The sequence below is a fragment of the Mesorhizobium sp. 128a genome, from assembly GCF_053848025.1.
Map to the genome: position 1 here is coordinate 1 of NZ_JBSPKY010000012.1, position 12,548 is coordinate 12,548.

Below are 12,548 nucleotides of genomic sequence, written 5' to 3' on the forward strand. Positions count from 1 at the left end.
CGGCGCCGGTGATCATGTTCTTCACATAGTCGGCGTGGCCGGGGCAGTCGACGTGGGCGTAGTGGCGGTTGGCCGTCTCGTATTCGACGTGAGCCGTCGAAATCGTGATGCCGCGGGCCTTCTCTTCCGGCGCCGCATCGATCTGGTCGTAGCGCTTGTATTCGCCAAAATACTTCGTGATCGCCGCCGTCAGCGACGTCTTGCCATGGTCGACGTGACCAATCGTGCCGATGTTCACATGAGGCTTAGTGCGCTCGAATTTACCTTTTGCCATAGTCTCTTTCCTTGGACGGCCTTGACCTTCAGTTCAGTCGAATGCGGGGCGATTAGCGACTACGGCCGAAAAACACAAGTGCCTTGTGGCCGGGTGCGCTGTCCACTCGGTCCGAACCGATGATCCGATTGCGAGGATATGGCGCTGATATAGGAATGCGCGACGGGAAATGAAATGGGGGCTGCAGGCTTCGCCGCCTGCCTGCAACTCCCGCCCATCTCCTGGCCTTTACCTGCCGGATGGGCAGCCCGTGCGTAGCCCATTGCCGCTGCGGCGCCGGTCTGATTTGCTCGTCCGATGCATTTCATCCCCACCTCCATACGCGGCCCGCTGTTCATGATCGTCTCGACGGGGTCCTACCTCGTCAACGACACGATGATGAAGCTCGCGACCGCGGGCTTGCCGTCCTATGAGGTGCTGTTCCTGCGCGGGGTCGCGGCCACGCTGTGGGGCATGCCGCTGCTGTTCCTGCTCGGTTATGGCAGGCAGATCCCGCTGATCTTCGACAGCAAAGTGCTGCGCCGCAACCTGCTCGAGCTGGCGGCGATCCTTTGCTACGTGGTGGCGCTCGCCAACATGCAGATCGCGGATTCGACCGCGCTCGGGCAGATCACCCCGCTTCTGATGCTGGTCGGTTCCTCCATCCTGTTCGGCGAGCGGATCGGCGCCCTGCGCATGGCGCTGATCGGGCTCGGCTTCGCCGGTGCCGTCATGGTGGCGCAGCCAACAATGGAAGGCATCTCGGTCTATGCCTTGCTGGCGCTCGGCAACGCGGCACTGTCTGCCGCGCGCGATCTCGCCGGCAGGCGGGTTCCGGCGGAGATACCGGGCATGATCGTCGCCATTTCCGCCGTCGTGGTGGTGCTGATCGGCGCGGGTGCCGCGCATCTGGTTTCCGAGCGCTGGGTGATGCCGGAAGCCCGTCACCTGCTTTTGATGGCCGGCGCCGGGTTCTTCCTGATCTTCGGCCACTTCTTCATCTTCATGGCCTATCGCGTCGGGCCGACCGGCGTCGTGGCTCCGTTCTACTACTGTTTTACCGTCTGGGCGGTCATTTCAGGTGTGCTGGTGTTCGGACAATTCCCGAATGCCTTGGCTGTGTGCGGCATCTTGCTGGTGGTGGCGAGCGGACTCACCATCGTGTCGCTGGATGAACGCAAGCGCAGGCTGACTGTCGTCGCCTGACCCCTACAGGCAACGCATCGAAGCAGACCTGGCCGGAAAACCTTCTAGAGCAGCCTTGGCGCTTAGAGCGCCCGCTTGCCGCTGATCTGATGATAGGCCCAAAGCACGACCACCGAGCCGGCGATGGCGACGATCAGGCTCCAGATGTTGAGGCCGGTGACACCCACGCCGAAGAGTTGACTGGAGATCAGGCCGCCGACGATGGCGCCGACAATGCCGAGCGCGATATCCATGATCAGGCCCTGACCGGTCTTGTTGACGATCTTGCTGCCAACGAAGCCGGCGATGGCGCCGAGGATGATCCAGCTGATGATGCCCATTTTTCCTCTCCATTCCCCCCGCCGGCCGATCATGGTCACATGATTGTCAAAAGCTCAAGCCAACTTGAAATTCGGTCCGCGTGCGCCATTCTAGCGATGGGACGGGCTTGGTCGCTATGGAGGATTGACCTATGGGACTTTTTGACAACGCCGTACCCGGCGGCAACATCACCAAGCCGTTGATGATCGCGCTCGGCGCGCTGCTGGTCGGAAAGATGCTGAGCGGCAGAAATGCCGAACAGCCTGACGAGCCGGTCGCTCCGCAAACGCCCGCGCCCACCGGCACCACGGCGTCCGGCGACGGCGGCCTGCTCGGTGGACTGGGCGGACTGCTCGACAGACTTAAGGACGCCGGCCAGGGCAACGTCGCTGACTCGTGGGTCGGCACCGGGCAGAACCAGCCGATCAACGCCAACGATCTTGGCAAGGCGATCGGTCCGCAGGTCATCCGCGAGATCGCGCAGAGGACCGGGCTCGACGAGCAGGAGCTGCTCAAGCAATTGTCCACCGCCCTGCCCGGCATTGTCGACAAGCTGACGCCAAACGGCCAAGTGCCGCCGCAGCACCAGGTCGCGTCCGCGTTCAACAACTAGGCGCCGCTGACCTTGGCCATCTGGACACTGCGCGCGCTTCAGCCCGCGTGGTGTGTTGGTGTTTGTCGGTCGAAGGGATGGAAGTTTGGAGCGGGTAGCGGGAATCGAACCCGCATATTCAGCTTGGAAGGCTGCTGCTCTACCACTGAGCTATACCCGCACGTTTCAAGGCTCGCGGGCTGGCAGTGGTGGAGAGGGTTGGATTCGAACCAACGTAGGCTAAGCCAACGGATTTACAGTCCGTCCCCTTTAACCACTCGGGCACCTCTCCAGCCTGCCGTCGAAGCCTTGCAACGAGGCATTCTCGCCGATCCCGTTTGAACCCGAAGGTTTTCTCCGAAATCAGCGAAGCGCCTTATGGCGGCAAGGCCAGTGGGTGTCAACCGCACGTCTGGGCAAAATGCGCTGAATTTGACAGCCCGCCCGGCCAGCCGGCTTTCTGCCTGTATCCATGCCCCTGCGACACAGCTATAGAAGCCGGCCATGAGCAATGACAACACGCCCAAGACCGCCAAAGACACCCACTACGCCAAGCTGCGCCGCGCCCACCGCGACGAGAAAGCCGGCGGCGCGCCTGCCTTCCGGCCGCGCCAGCCGGTGCCGCCGGGCGAGAACGCCGCGGACGGGCTGGTGCGGCTTTATGGCCTGCACACGGTACGCGCAGCGCTCGACAATCCGCGCCGTCGGATCAAAAAAATGCTGGTGACGCGCAATGCGGCCGAGCGGTTAGCGATCGCCGATCTTGCAGCTCTGCCGTTCAAGGCCGAACTGGTCGAGCCGAAGGAGATCGACAAGGTCACCGGTTCGGACGCCGTCCATCAAGGAGTGCTGATCGAGGCCGAGCCGCTGAAGCCCAAGCGCCTCGACGCGCTCGGCGACACGAAACTGGTGCTGGTGCTCGACCAGGTCACCGACCCGCACAATGTCGGCGCCATCCTGCGCTCGGCCGTCGCCTTCGGCGCCGGGGCGCTGATCACCACGGCCCGCCACAGCCCACAGGAATCCGGCGTGCTGGCCAAATCCGCATCCGGCGCGCTGGAACATATCGACCAGATCGAGGTGAAAAACCTGGCCGACGCCCTGGGCCAATTGCACGAGGCCGGCTTCCAGACCATCGGCCTCGATTCGGACGGTCCGGCGGAACTCGAGACGAGTTTTTCGGGCGACAAGATCGCCCTCGTGCTCGGCGCCGAAGGCAAAGGCCTGCGCCAGAAAACGCGTGAGACGGTGACGACACTCGCCCGCCTCGACATGCCCGGCGCGATCCGCTCGCTCAACGTGTCGAATGCCGCGGCGGTGAGCCTATATGCGGCGCGGGCTTTCTTGAAGCGCGGCTGAGACGGCAGACCGCCCAGGAGACGTAACGAAACGAGAAACGGGCTCCGGCGACAGGCGCAGGAACCCGTCCTCTGATCGGACAAGATTTGGCAGCTTGGGAACGTCGCGCTGCCCTCTCCTGACCTATGCTGCTTTTCCTTTGGCTGCGGTTGCTTCGCTGCCGACCTCGAAATTCGCCATACGCTCCAGCGCACGAACCAGCGCCGAATGATCCTCCTTCGCCCCGCCATTCGCCGCGCAGGAGTTGAAAAGCTGCTGCGTCGTTGAGGTGTTGGGCAGCGAGACGCCAAGCGCCTTGGCGCCTTCCAGCGCCAGATTGAGATCCTTCTGGTGCAGTTCGATGCGGAAGCCCGGCGCGAAGGTGCGCTTGACCATGCGCTCGCCATGCATTTCGAGGATGCGCGACGCCGCCAGCCCGCCCATCAGCGCCTGCCTGACCTTGGCTGGGTCGGCGCCGGCTTTCGATGCAAAAACAAGCGCTTCGGCGACGGCTTCAATGGTCAGCGCGACGACGATCTGGTTGGCGACCTTGGTGGTCTGACCGACGCCGTTCGGCCCGACAAGCGTGATGTTCTTGCCCATCTTCTCGAACACAGGCTTGGCGCGTTCGAACGCCTTGTCCTCGCCGCCGACCATGATGGTCAGCGACGCCGCCCTGGCGCCGACCTCGCCGCCCGACACCGGTGCGTCGAGATAATCGCAGCCGAGATCGTTGATCTTTTTCGCGAAGGCCTTGGTTTCGATCGGGGAGATCGAGCTCATGTCGATGACCAGCTTGCCCTTCGACAGGCCCGAGGCAACGCCATTGTCGCCGAACAGCACATCGGTGACCTGCGGCGTATCGGGCACCATGGTGATGACGATGTCGGCGGCTTTCGCCACCGCGGCGTGGCCGGTGACGGACTTCATGCCCTTGGCGATGAGATCGGCCGGCGGTTCCGAACGGTGGTCGCTGGCGACGACGGTGTAGCCGGCATCAAGCAGATGCCCCGCCATCGGCGCGCCCATGATGCCGAGGCCGATAAAGCCGATGGTTTCCATTGATGTTCTCCGTCTTGGTTACGGTCGCGTCCTGTCGCTACTTCAATTACAACCGCTAAGCCGCCGCACTCCCCCGCCCGGCGAACTCCCGAAACCACCCCAGCCCAGCCTCCGTGCCGGCCTTCGGCTTGTATTCCGCCCCCACCCAGCCGGCATAGCCGATGCGGTCGATATGCTCGTAGAGGAAGGGATAGTTGATCTCGCCCGTCCCCGGCTCGTGACGGCCGGGATTGTCCGCAAGCTGGATGTGCGCGATGCGGCCAAGGTTTGCCTCGATGGTACGGGCGAGATCCCCCTCCATGATCTGCATGTGGTAGATGTCGTATTGCAGGAACAGGTTCTTCGAGCCGACGCGGTCGATCAACGCCAGCGCCTGCTCCGAGGTGTTGAGGAAGAAGCCTGGAATGTCGCGCGTGTTGATCGGCTCGACCAAAAGCCGGATACCGGCCTGCTCCAGCTTTTCGGCGGCGAAGGCAAGATTCTCCGCAAAGGTGTTTTCCAGCACCGAGCGATCGGCGCCCTGAGGCGCGATGCCGGCGAGGCAGTTGACCTGCTCACAGCCCAGCGCATGCGCATAAGTGATCGCCTTGGCGATGCCTTGCCGGAACTCCGGCACCCTGTCGGGCAGCACGGCAATGCCGCGCTCGCCCTTTGCCCAGTCGCCGACCGGCAGGTTGAACAGCACTTGGCTGAGGCCGTTCTTCTTCAGCCGAGCAGCCACCACATCAGGCGCATGGTCATACGGGCCGATATATTCGACACCTTTGAAGCCGGCGCGGGCGGCGGCATCGAAGCGGTCGAGGAAATCATGTTCGCCGAAGAGCATCGACAGATTGGCTGAAAAGCGCGGCATCCTTTTTCTCCCTAGTCCAACATGACGATCGCTGTCGGTGCATCCTCATGGCTTTCGGCAAGGTCCTCGAATTCGGTGATCTTGTCGATTTCCGTGCCCATGGAAATGTTGGTGACGCGCTCGAGGATGAATTCGAGCACCACCGGCACCTGATGCTCCTTCATCAGCCGCTGCGCTTCCTTGAAGGCGCCGGCGAACTCTTCCGGCTTGCGCACCCGCACCGCCTTGCAGCCCATGGCTTCGGCGACCGCGACATGGTCGACGCCGTAGCCGGCCTCGGGGTCGTTGGCCCGGTTGACGTTCTCGAAGGCCAGGCTGACCTCGAAATCCATCGAAAAACCGCGTTGCGCCTGACGGATCAGGCCGAGATAGGCGTTGTTCACGACGACATGAATGTAAGGCAGCCTGTGCTGCGCGCCGACGGCCAGTTCCTCGATCATGAATTGAAAATCATAGTCGCCCGACAGCGCCACGATGGTGCGGTCCGGATCGGCGGCGCGCACGCCGAGTGCCGCCGGCAGCGTCCAGCCGAGCGGGCCGGCCTGGCCGCAATTGATCCAGTTGCGCGGCTTGTAGACATGCAGGAACTGCGCCCCGGCGATCTGCGACAGGCCGATCGTGGTGACATAGGTGGTATCGCGGCCGAACGCCTTGTTCATCTCCTCATAGACGCGCTGCGGCTTCAGCGGCACCTGCTCGAAATGCGTCTTGCGCTTCATCGTCTTCTTGCGGGCCTGGCATTCCTTCGCCCAGCCCGACCAGTCGCGCAGCTTTCCCGCCGTCTTCCACTCGGTGGCGACGTCAAGCAGCATCTTCAGCGCCGCGCCCGCATCCGAGACGACGCCGAGATCCGGCGCGAACACGCGGCCGATCTGGGTCGGCTCGATATCGACATGGATGAACTTCTTGCCCTTGGTGTAGACATCGACAGAACCGGTGTGGCGGTTGGCCCAGCGGTTGCCGATGCCGAAGACGAAATCAGCTTCCAGCATCGTCGCATTGCCGTAGCGATGCGAGGTCTGCAGCCCGCACATCCCCGCCATCAGCCGGTGATCGTCGGGGATCGCGCCCCAGCCCATCAGCGTCGGGATGACCGGAACCCCCGATATCTCCGCGAATTCGATCAACAGGTCGGAGGCATCGGCGTTGATGATGCCGCCGCCGGCGACGATCAGCGGCTTTTCCGCCGCGTTGAGCATCGCCAGCGCCTTCTCGGCCTGGGCGCGCGTCATCGCCGGCTTGAATGGGACCAGCGGCTCATAGGCGTCGATATCGAACTCGATCTCGGCCAGTTGCACATCGACCGGCAGGTCGATCAGCACCGGACCCGGCCGCGACGAGCGCATCAGGTGAAACGCCTTCTGCAGCGCCATCGGCACGAGATAAGGCTCCATGACAGTCACGGCCCATTTGGCGACCGGCGCGGCAATCGCGGCAATATCGACGGCCTGGAAATCCTCCTTGTTCAGCCGCGCCCGCGGCGCCTGGCCGGTGATGCACAGGATCGGGATGGAGTCCGCCGCAGCCGAATAGAGCCCGGTGATCATATCGGTGCCGGCCGGGCCGGACGTGCCGATGCAGAGCCCGATATTGCCTGCCTTCGCCCTCGTGTAACCTTCGGCCATATGCGAGGCCGCCTCGACGTGGCGCGCCAGTATGTGGCGGATCGTGCCCCTCGCCTTCAGCGCCGAATAGAACGGATTGATCGCCGCGCCCGGCACGCCGAAGCCGCAGGAAATGCCTTCCTTTTCGAGAACGAGAACCGCTGCATCGACAGCGCGCATCCTGGCCATGTCCAGCCTCCGCAAGTTTGTTGGTTGGCTGACAATGCCAGTGCTGTTTCGATTTTTCAATTTTTTCAGAATATTTTTTCATTTAGAGAAAACCGCCTCTGATAGCTGATTTTATTTGGCTTTTCGTTTTCCAGGAATCCGGCAACGCAAATGAGTGAAAAACTTTTTCATTGCTTGTTCGGCGAATTCGGGGAGAATGACGCCATGGAAACCACCGAAAAACGCCAGCGCGGCCGTCCCCGCGCCTTTAACGGGCCGGCCGAGGCCGGCTCGGTGCAGTCGCTCGACCGCGCCTTGCGCATTCTGGCGATTGTCGCCGAAGGCAGCGGCTTGTCCCTCAGCGAGATTGCGGGACGCAGCGAGCTTGCCGCCTCCACCGCCTACCGCATGCTGACGACGCTGCAGAACCACGGCATGGTCGAATTTGACACCAACCACCAGCTGTGGTCGATCGGGGTCGAGACCTATCGCATGGGCGCGGCCTTCCTGCGCAGCCGCAAGCTGGTCGACCGCGCCCGTGTCGTCATGCAGGAGCTGATGGAAAAGACCGGCGAAACCGCCAATCTCGGCGTCGCCGAGGACGATTGCGTGGTCTTCGTCAGCCAGGTCGAGACACATCAGGCAATCCGCGCCTTCTTCCGCCCGGGCACGCGCAGCTCCTTCCATGCCTCCGGCATCGGAAAGGCAGTGCTGGCGCAACTCGAGCCGGAACGCGTCGCTACTATTTTGCGCAAATCGGGCCTGCAGCGCTTTACCGACAAGACATTGTCCGACATTTCGGCGCTTGCCCACGATCTGGCCGTCATCAAGCATCGTGGCTGGTCGGTCGACGATGAGGAGCGGCATCCCGGCATGCGCTGCGTGGCCGCCGCCATTTTCAACGAATTCGGCGAGCCGATCGGCGGCGTTTCGGTGTCCGGTCCGACCGTGCGGGTGACGCCGGAGCGACTGGCCGAGATCGGACCGCTGGTGCGCGATGCCGCAGCTGAGGTGACGAAGATGATCGGTGGACATAGAGCAGGCTGATCGGCCGCCTTATGGAAGCGCTCGTATGCAGAGCCGACTAGATGATCGTCTTGCCGCGATCTCCGGATGCATGCAAAAGGGCAAGATGCGCAAAGCAATTCAGCTTTTGCTCGCCGCGCCATTGTGCGGTTGCGTGGCAACGTCACCTCGGCCCGACGCCGGCAGCAGCCAGCGTGCCGAACCCATCGCCGTCTCACTCGCGCTTGAGGAGACCATTACCATTGGCGTGCGCCAGCATCTGAAAAATCCCCTTACCGCAAGGTTCGGGCCGATCCTTGCCGGCGAGCGCACGGTGAACGGCAGCAAGGAGATCGTGGTGTGCGGCTCTGTCCAGGACAAGAACGCTGCCGTCGCCTCTGCGGGCTACGAACCGTTCCTTGGCAAGATCCATCCGGATGCCGACAACAGCTTCGAACTCGTCGCGATGGGTGACGAAACATCCAAAGTCGCTGACACCTGCCGTGCGGCAGGGTTGCCTATCGACCGGCCGAAATCCTAGGGAACAAATGAAAAAGGGGCTCGCGAGCCCCTTCTTCATTGCCTGAAGCCGACCTGTTAGAGGCGGCAATAGTGGCGATAGCCGTCATAGCCGACATAGGTGTCGGAGTACGGATCGTAGCTGGCGTAGCGGTCGGCACAGCGGCGGACGTGCCAGGAGCCACCTTCATCGTCGACATAGACGGTGCGCGGCTGCTGGCTGAGCAGGCTGCCGAGGACGAAGCCGCCAACGCCGGCGGCAATGCCGATGCCGATTTCGCGGTTGTGGTGATGGCTGTGGGCGGCCGAAGGCTGCACGGTGCCGACCAGCGAGGTGGCGGCGACGGTGCTGGCGATGAGGGCCGAAGCGATTTTGCGCGTGAACATGACGATCTCCTTGTTTCGTTGGAGAGGCGATCCATCCGCCTCTTGATCGTCTGTCGCAGCGAGCAGGAAAAAGGTTCGAAGGGTTTTTGATTTTTTTCTCGAGCCGCAAAAGTCGCAGCGGTCAGGTGAATGGTGAAGAGGACCCTTGCCGCCACGAGGTGTCCAGCCTTCACTCCCTTCTATTCACTAGTCACTATTCACTATTCACCACTCTCACCCCATCCCCGTCACATGCCGCAGCCAGAAGGCGAGCACGACGAAGCCGACGATGGTGGCGATGCCGGTCCAGTCGACTTTGGCGCTCTTCACGTCCTTGATGAGCTTCACCACGAGAAACCAGGCGATGACGATGAGCGGCAGAATGATGACAAGTCTGATCATGCGAGCCCCCTAACCAGTAACCAGGCGATTGCACTCAATACATGTAGGAAAGGAACTGGTAGTTTTCAGCAGGGCGGCGCCAGCCAGCCAGGCGGGTCCATTAGCAATCGAAAACGGAGTTTTGTCTTTACTGGCGCACCAAATATGCTAACCGGAGCGCCATGCCCTTGTAGCTCAGCTGGTAGAGCAGCGGTTTTGTAAACCGAAGGTCGGCGGTTCGATTCCGTCCGGGGGCACCAAGGCTATTTTCAGCCCTTGATATTGCTCGATTTTTTGGGCCTTTTTGTCCCACTTTTTCCAACCGCCTCGTTCGGTGGGACAGGTTCGTCCTTTTTTTGTTCTCGCAGCAGCTTGTGGATCGCCCTCCCCGCAATGCGTTTCCGGCTCGCGCTTCGGGTGTAGAGCGTGGTCTGTTGCTTCGACGTCCAGCCGAAGATCGCCATTAGGTCCTCGTCGGTGGCGCCGTTTTCCGCCGCCAAGGTGGCGCCGGCTTTCCTGAGTCCGTGCATGGAGCAAAGGGGTAACCCGGCCTGATCGCACCAATCGCGCATCTTGTTGCCGAGGCTGTTCACGGTGAACGGTGCCTTCCACTCCGAAACAAGGAACGTCATCTCCCCGCAAGGGCTCGCGTCGATCGTTGCCTGCAGCGCAGCCAGGATCGGGATCTCGACGACGACACCAGACGATCGCTTCGTCTTGCCGGGGCGAATCGTCAACCAGCCATCCTTCACATGCTGCCGGCCGACGATCGCGATGTCGGCGAGGCGAAGCCCGGTGTACATCCCTAGATGAAGGGCAAGGCGAGCCTTTGAGCCGACGGGGTGACGGGCTTCGAAGCGCTCCACCTCATCTTTCGTCCAGGCGTGGAAGCCGTCGCCGACGTTGAGGCGCTTGATCCCGGTGGCGGGATTGCCCTTGCTCAACTCGTTTTCGACGGCCCAGCCGAATAGAGCGGACAGCGTCTTAACCACCTCGTTCTGCGCCCCCGGCGTCGACTTCATGCTGTCGCGCATCTCCAGGACATGCTTGCGTTCCATCAGCGCAAACGGGAGATCGCCGCGGCGCTTCTCCTTGTGCAAACTATCGCAGATCTCCTCGAGCAAGCGGAGACGGCGGCTCAGCAGCGTCTGGTTGACGCGGTTGCCGATCCGATTGCGATACTGGCCAACCAGCCATTGCAGTGTCCCTTCGGCGGCATCCTTGCGGCCAGCCGCGGTTTCAGGCTTCGCGATTTCCGGCTTGTAGGCGACGCCGAGCCGAGCGCAGGCGACCTCTTCGTCAAAGGGTTTGGTGCCCGGCGATTCGGTCAAACGGACCTTTGATCTCCCCGCGGCACGGAAATACAGGCGCACGTTTCCGTGCCTGTCCCTGTCGATCGAGACTCCCTTTGGCAGATCCTTCGGCATCAATCCCAAGGGTTGACGCCTTTCCCGGTCCCGTCAAGGGGGCCGACGGGCTCCGATCTATGAGGCAGAGCCCGGAATGCCTGTTCGATCTCAGAGACATCCCAGACTAGCCGGCCGTCGATGACGCGAGCCTCCGGCATCCTGCCGTCGTGGACAAGGCGATCGAACAGTGTGGCGCCGACGCCGATCAAGGCGGCTGCCTGCTCCCGGCTCACCCCGAAAGGGATCAGTGTCGGCGGCAGGATGCGCATCCGGCCAGCCATCTCAGTAACCTTCAAGCCAAAGACGGTAGCCCTTCTCGACGTCGCGGAAGGTGTCGGCCTTCAGCGGCTCGTGATCGAGGTCGGCGCGGCTGGCGATCCCGCACATATTGCGCAACCAGGTCGCGGCGGCCTCGGCGTTGTCGACCTTGACGTCATGCCTCTCATCCAGGAAGCGCCAAAACCCGCGTTCCGCACAGATGATGCCGGCGCGCTGCGCGAGTGCGCCGCCCTTGCGCTCGATGGGGGAGACCGCACCTACCGGCGGCTGCCCGGTCGCTGGTGCGGTCTCCATCGCGTCGCCCTGCGCCGACTGGATTGTTTCACCAGCAGGGGTCTGCGATTCTCGTGTGGTTGGCTCGATGATGTCGACGACGAGATCGTCACCGTCGACATCGACGAAGAAGCCTTCTCCATCAGTGGCCTCTTTGCCGATCAGCTGCTCGATGACGGTCTGCAGCGAAATCGTGTAGCGGTGGATGATCTGTGGCTTCATGGCTGCTCAGCTCGACGAATCGCGTCGATCTCTGGTTCGGTTGCGCCGGCGACGACAGCGCGGCCGATCCGCTCCAGAATGGTGTGCTTGACGATCTTCGCTGATTTGCCGATCAGAACGACGGTCTCGCGCTCGGTTTCGATGGTGCGCTTCACAGGCCGATCTCCTCGAGGAATGTTTCTAGCCCGGCCGGCTTGTCCGGCGTCTGGAAGTAGGCGCGCATGCGTTCCCAATTCCGATAGAATAGTCGCAGGGCGGCATCGTGGAGGCGATCGAGCCGGCTGATGTCCGCACGGCCGTCCGACTTGGCGAGCAGGCGCTCGATCTTGCGCTTGAGGCCATTGATCCGCTTCCGGCATTGGCGATCGCGGCGTTTGACGCTCACTGGCAGCGCGCGGAAGCACTTCCCGCAGATCATCTCGCCGGAACCATCAGCCTGGCTGGTGCGTCTGCATAGCGCGTTGATGCATCGGATGCGGTCAGCCACGGACGCCCTCCCACGATTGTGAATTGTTGGCGAGAGCGAACAGACTGTCGCCGAGCTCGACGATCTCGCCGGCGGCCTTCAGCCGATCGGCGACGCCATCAGGGATTTGCTCCCAGGGATCCTCGAACCACCATACGCGCCGACCCTCAATCAGTTGCATGTGGAGCTTGTCGCCGGCGCGGAGGCGGGTGAGGACGGAGTGCGTCATGGGCGCACCGCCGTCTCAACAAC

General features: G+C 62.5%; 18 protein-coding genes and 3 tRNA genes. 6 read left to right on the forward strand and 15 right to left on the reverse strand.

The window, feature by feature from the left end; all coding sequences use genetic code 11:
* On the reverse strand, window positions 1-274 hold a 274-nt coding region (locus ACWTU9_RS19795), incomplete at its 3' end, for a GTP-binding protein (RefSeq protein ID WP_023680449.1).
* A gap of 297 nt (window positions 275-571) precedes the next feature.
* Between ACWTU9_RS19795 and ACWTU9_RS19800 the strand changes: the two genes are divergently transcribed.
* On the forward strand, window positions 572-1,459 hold the full coding sequence (locus ACWTU9_RS19800) for a DMT family transporter (protein ID WP_455859736.1): 888 nt from the start codon (window positions 572-574) through the stop codon (window positions 1,457-1,459).
* 62 nt (window positions 1,460-1,521) lie between these two features.
* Here the strand turns inward: ACWTU9_RS19800 and ACWTU9_RS19805 are convergent, their stop codons facing one another.
* Entirely contained in the window at window positions 1,522-1,779 is a 258-nt protein-coding gene (locus tag ACWTU9_RS19805) for a GlsB/YeaQ/YmgE family stress response membrane protein (protein WP_455859737.1), read from the reverse strand.
* A 131-nt stretch (window positions 1,780-1,910) separates the two neighbouring features.
* Between ACWTU9_RS19805 and ACWTU9_RS19810 the strand changes: the two genes are divergently transcribed.
* Window positions 1,911-2,372, forward strand: coding sequence for a YidB family protein (locus ACWTU9_RS19810; RefSeq protein ID WP_455859738.1), 462 nt, complete (start codon window positions 1,911-1,913; stop codon window positions 2,370-2,372).
* A gap of 86 nt (window positions 2,373-2,458) precedes the next feature.
* On the opposite strand, the gene ACWTU9_RS19815 is transcribed toward ACWTU9_RS19810, so the two are convergent.
* Together ACWTU9_RS19815 and ACWTU9_RS19820 are read right to left on the reverse strand one after the other, a co-directional pair.
* Window positions 2,459-2,532, reverse strand: a tRNA-Gly gene (locus ACWTU9_RS19815).
* A gap of 26 nt (window positions 2,533-2,558) precedes the next feature.
* Window positions 2,559-2,643, reverse strand: a tRNA-Tyr gene (locus ACWTU9_RS19820).
* A 212-nt stretch (window positions 2,644-2,855) separates the two neighbouring features.
* On the opposite strand from ACWTU9_RS19820, the gene ACWTU9_RS19825 reads away from it, so the two are divergent.
* Window positions 2,856-3,710 (forward strand): TrmH family RNA methyltransferase, encoded by an 855-nt coding sequence (locus ACWTU9_RS19825; RefSeq protein ID WP_455859739.1) that lies wholly within the window; start codon window positions 2,856-2,858, stop codon window positions 3,708-3,710.
* A gap of 123 nt (window positions 3,711-3,833) precedes the next feature.
* Here the strand turns inward: ACWTU9_RS19825 and ACWTU9_RS19830 are convergent, their stop codons facing one another.
* The 3 genes from ACWTU9_RS19830 to gcl are packed head-to-tail and all read right to left on the reverse strand — an operon-like array spanning window position 3,834 to window position 7,397.
* Window positions 3,834-4,751 carry a 2-hydroxy-3-oxopropionate reductase gene (locus tag ACWTU9_RS19830; RefSeq protein WP_455859740.1) on the reverse strand — a complete coding sequence of 306 codons (918 nt, stop codon included), beginning with the start codon at window positions 4,749-4,751 and terminating at the stop codon, window positions 3,834-3,836.
* A 55-nt stretch (window positions 4,752-4,806) separates the two neighbouring features.
* Window positions 4,807-5,604 (reverse strand): hydroxypyruvate isomerase, encoded by a 798-nt coding sequence (gene hyi, locus ACWTU9_RS19835; protein WP_455859741.1) that lies wholly within the window; start codon window positions 5,602-5,604, stop codon window positions 4,807-4,809.
* A gap of 11 nt (window positions 5,605-5,615) precedes the next feature.
* Window positions 5,616-7,397 carry a glyoxylate carboligase gene (gcl, locus tag ACWTU9_RS19840; protein WP_455859742.1) on the reverse strand — a complete coding sequence of 594 codons (1,782 nt, stop codon included), beginning with the start codon at window positions 7,395-7,397 and terminating at the stop codon, window positions 5,616-5,618.
* Between the two features lie 204 nt (window positions 7,398-7,601).
* On the opposite strand from gcl, the gene bhcR reads away from it, so the two are divergent.
* Window positions 7,602-8,423, forward strand: a complete 822-nt coding sequence (bhcR, locus tag ACWTU9_RS19845; RefSeq protein ID WP_455859743.1) for an HTH-type transcriptional regulator BhcR — start codon at window positions 7,602-7,604, stop codon at window positions 8,421-8,423.
* Window positions 8,404-8,922 carry a hypothetical protein gene (locus ACWTU9_RS19850; protein ID WP_455859744.1) on the forward strand — a complete coding sequence of 173 codons (519 nt, stop codon included), beginning with the start codon at window positions 8,404-8,406 and terminating at the stop codon, window positions 8,920-8,922. The genes bhcR and ACWTU9_RS19850 overlap by 20 nt, the downstream gene beginning before the upstream one ends.
* A 56-nt stretch (window positions 8,923-8,978) precedes the next feature.
* Here the strand turns inward: ACWTU9_RS19850 and ACWTU9_RS19855 are convergent, their stop codons facing one another.
* Entirely contained in the window at window positions 8,979-9,287 is a 309-nt protein-coding gene (locus tag ACWTU9_RS19855) for a BA14K family protein (protein ID WP_455859745.1), read from the reverse strand.
* Window positions 9,288-9,500: 213 nt separating this feature from the next.
* Window positions 9,501-9,668, reverse strand: a complete 168-nt coding sequence (locus tag ACWTU9_RS19860) for a hypothetical protein (protein WP_455859746.1) — start codon at window positions 9,666-9,668, stop codon at window positions 9,501-9,503.
* Between the two features lie 163 nt (window positions 9,669-9,831).
* Between ACWTU9_RS19860 and ACWTU9_RS19865 the strand changes: the two genes are divergently transcribed.
* Window positions 9,832-9,907: transfer RNA gene (locus tag ACWTU9_RS19865), tRNA-Thr, on the forward strand.
* Between the two features lie 9 nt (window positions 9,908-9,916).
* On the opposite strand, the gene ACWTU9_RS19870 is transcribed toward ACWTU9_RS19865, so the two are convergent.
* Genes ACWTU9_RS19870 through ACWTU9_RS19895 form a run of 6 tightly spaced genes read right to left on the reverse strand, consistent with a single transcriptional unit; the run spans window position 9,917 to window position 12,525 of the window.
* A complete protein-coding gene (locus ACWTU9_RS19870; protein ID WP_455859747.1) occupies window positions 9,917-11,074 on the reverse strand; it encodes a tyrosine-type recombinase/integrase in 1,158 nt (385 codons plus the stop codon).
* Window positions 11,074-11,337 carry a helix-turn-helix transcriptional regulator gene (locus ACWTU9_RS19875; RefSeq protein ID WP_455859748.1) on the reverse strand — a complete coding sequence of 88 codons (264 nt, stop codon included), beginning with the start codon at window positions 11,335-11,337 and terminating at the stop codon, window positions 11,074-11,076. Before ACWTU9_RS19875 ends, ACWTU9_RS19870 begins: the two co-directional genes overlap by 1 nt.
* Window position 11,338: 1 nt before the next feature.
* Entirely contained in the window at window positions 11,339-11,830 is a 492-nt protein-coding gene (locus ACWTU9_RS19880) for a hypothetical protein (RefSeq protein WP_455859749.1), read from the reverse strand.
* Window positions 11,827-11,985, reverse strand: coding sequence for a hypothetical protein (locus ACWTU9_RS19885; protein WP_455859750.1), 159 nt, complete (start codon window positions 11,983-11,985; stop codon window positions 11,827-11,829). The genes ACWTU9_RS19880 and ACWTU9_RS19885 overlap by 4 nt, the downstream gene beginning before the upstream one ends.
* On the reverse strand, window positions 11,982-12,317 hold the full coding sequence (locus tag ACWTU9_RS19890; RefSeq protein WP_455859751.1) for a hypothetical protein: 336 nt from the start codon (window positions 12,315-12,317) through the stop codon (window positions 11,982-11,984). Before ACWTU9_RS19890 ends, ACWTU9_RS19885 begins: the two co-directional genes overlap by 4 nt.
* Window positions 12,310-12,525, reverse strand: coding sequence for a hypothetical protein (locus tag ACWTU9_RS19895; protein ID WP_455859752.1), 216 nt, complete (start codon window positions 12,523-12,525; stop codon window positions 12,310-12,312). The genes ACWTU9_RS19890 and ACWTU9_RS19895 overlap by 8 nt, the downstream gene beginning before the upstream one ends.
* Window positions 12,526-12,548: the final 23 nt, after the last annotated feature.

What these genes read in the sequence shown, in the direction of transcription:
- ACWTU9_RS19800 (WP_455859736.1), top strand. Translation starts at nt 572, where the DNA reads ATGCATTTCATCCCCACCTCCATACGCGGCCCGCTGTTCATGATCGTC.
- ACWTU9_RS19805 (WP_455859737.1), bottom strand. Translation starts at nt 1,779, where the DNA reads ATGGGCATCATCAGCTGGATCATCCTCGGCGCCATCGCCGGCTTCGTT.
- ACWTU9_RS19810 (WP_455859738.1), top strand. Translation starts at nt 1,911, where the DNA reads ATGGGACTTTTTGACAACGCCGTACCCGGCGGCAACATCACCAAGCCG.
- ACWTU9_RS19825 (WP_455859739.1), top strand. Translation starts at nt 2,856, where the DNA reads ATGAGCAATGACAACACGCCCAAGACCGCCAAAGACACCCACTACGCC.
- ACWTU9_RS19830 (WP_455859740.1), bottom strand. Translation starts at nt 4,751, where the DNA reads ATGGAAACCATCGGCTTTATCGGCCTCGGCATCATGGGCGCGCCGATG.
- hyi (WP_455859741.1), bottom strand. Translation starts at nt 5,604, where the DNA reads ATGCCGCGCTTTTCAGCCAATCTGTCGATGCTCTTCGGCGAACATGAT.
- gcl (WP_455859742.1), bottom strand. Translation starts at nt 7,397, where the DNA reads ATGGCCAGGATGCGCGCTGTCGATGCAGCGGTTCTCGTTCTCGAAAAG.
- bhcR (WP_455859743.1), top strand. Translation starts at nt 7,602, where the DNA reads ATGGAAACCACCGAAAAACGCCAGCGCGGCCGTCCCCGCGCCTTTAAC.
- ACWTU9_RS19855 (WP_455859745.1), bottom strand. Translation starts at nt 9,287, where the DNA reads ATGTTCACGCGCAAAATCGCTTCGGCCCTCATCGCCAGCACCGTCGCC.
- ACWTU9_RS19860 (WP_455859746.1), bottom strand. Translation starts at nt 9,668, where the DNA reads ATGATCAGACTTGTCATCATTCTGCCGCTCATCGTCATCGCCTGGTTT.
- ACWTU9_RS19870 (WP_455859747.1), bottom strand. Translation starts at nt 11,074, where the DNA reads ATGCCGAAGGATCTGCCAAAGGGAGTCTCGATCGACAGGGACAGGCAC.
- ACWTU9_RS19875 (WP_455859748.1), bottom strand. Translation starts at nt 11,337, where the DNA reads ATGGCTGGCCGGATGCGCATCCTGCCGCCGACACTGATCCCTTTCGGG.
- ACWTU9_RS19880 (WP_455859749.1), bottom strand. Translation starts at nt 11,830, where the DNA reads ATGAAGCCACAGATCATCCACCGCTACACGATTTCGCTGCAGACCGTC.
- ACWTU9_RS19895 (WP_455859752.1), bottom strand. Translation starts at nt 12,525, where the DNA reads ATGACGCACTCCGTCCTCACCCGCCTCCGCGCCGGCGACAAGCTCCAC.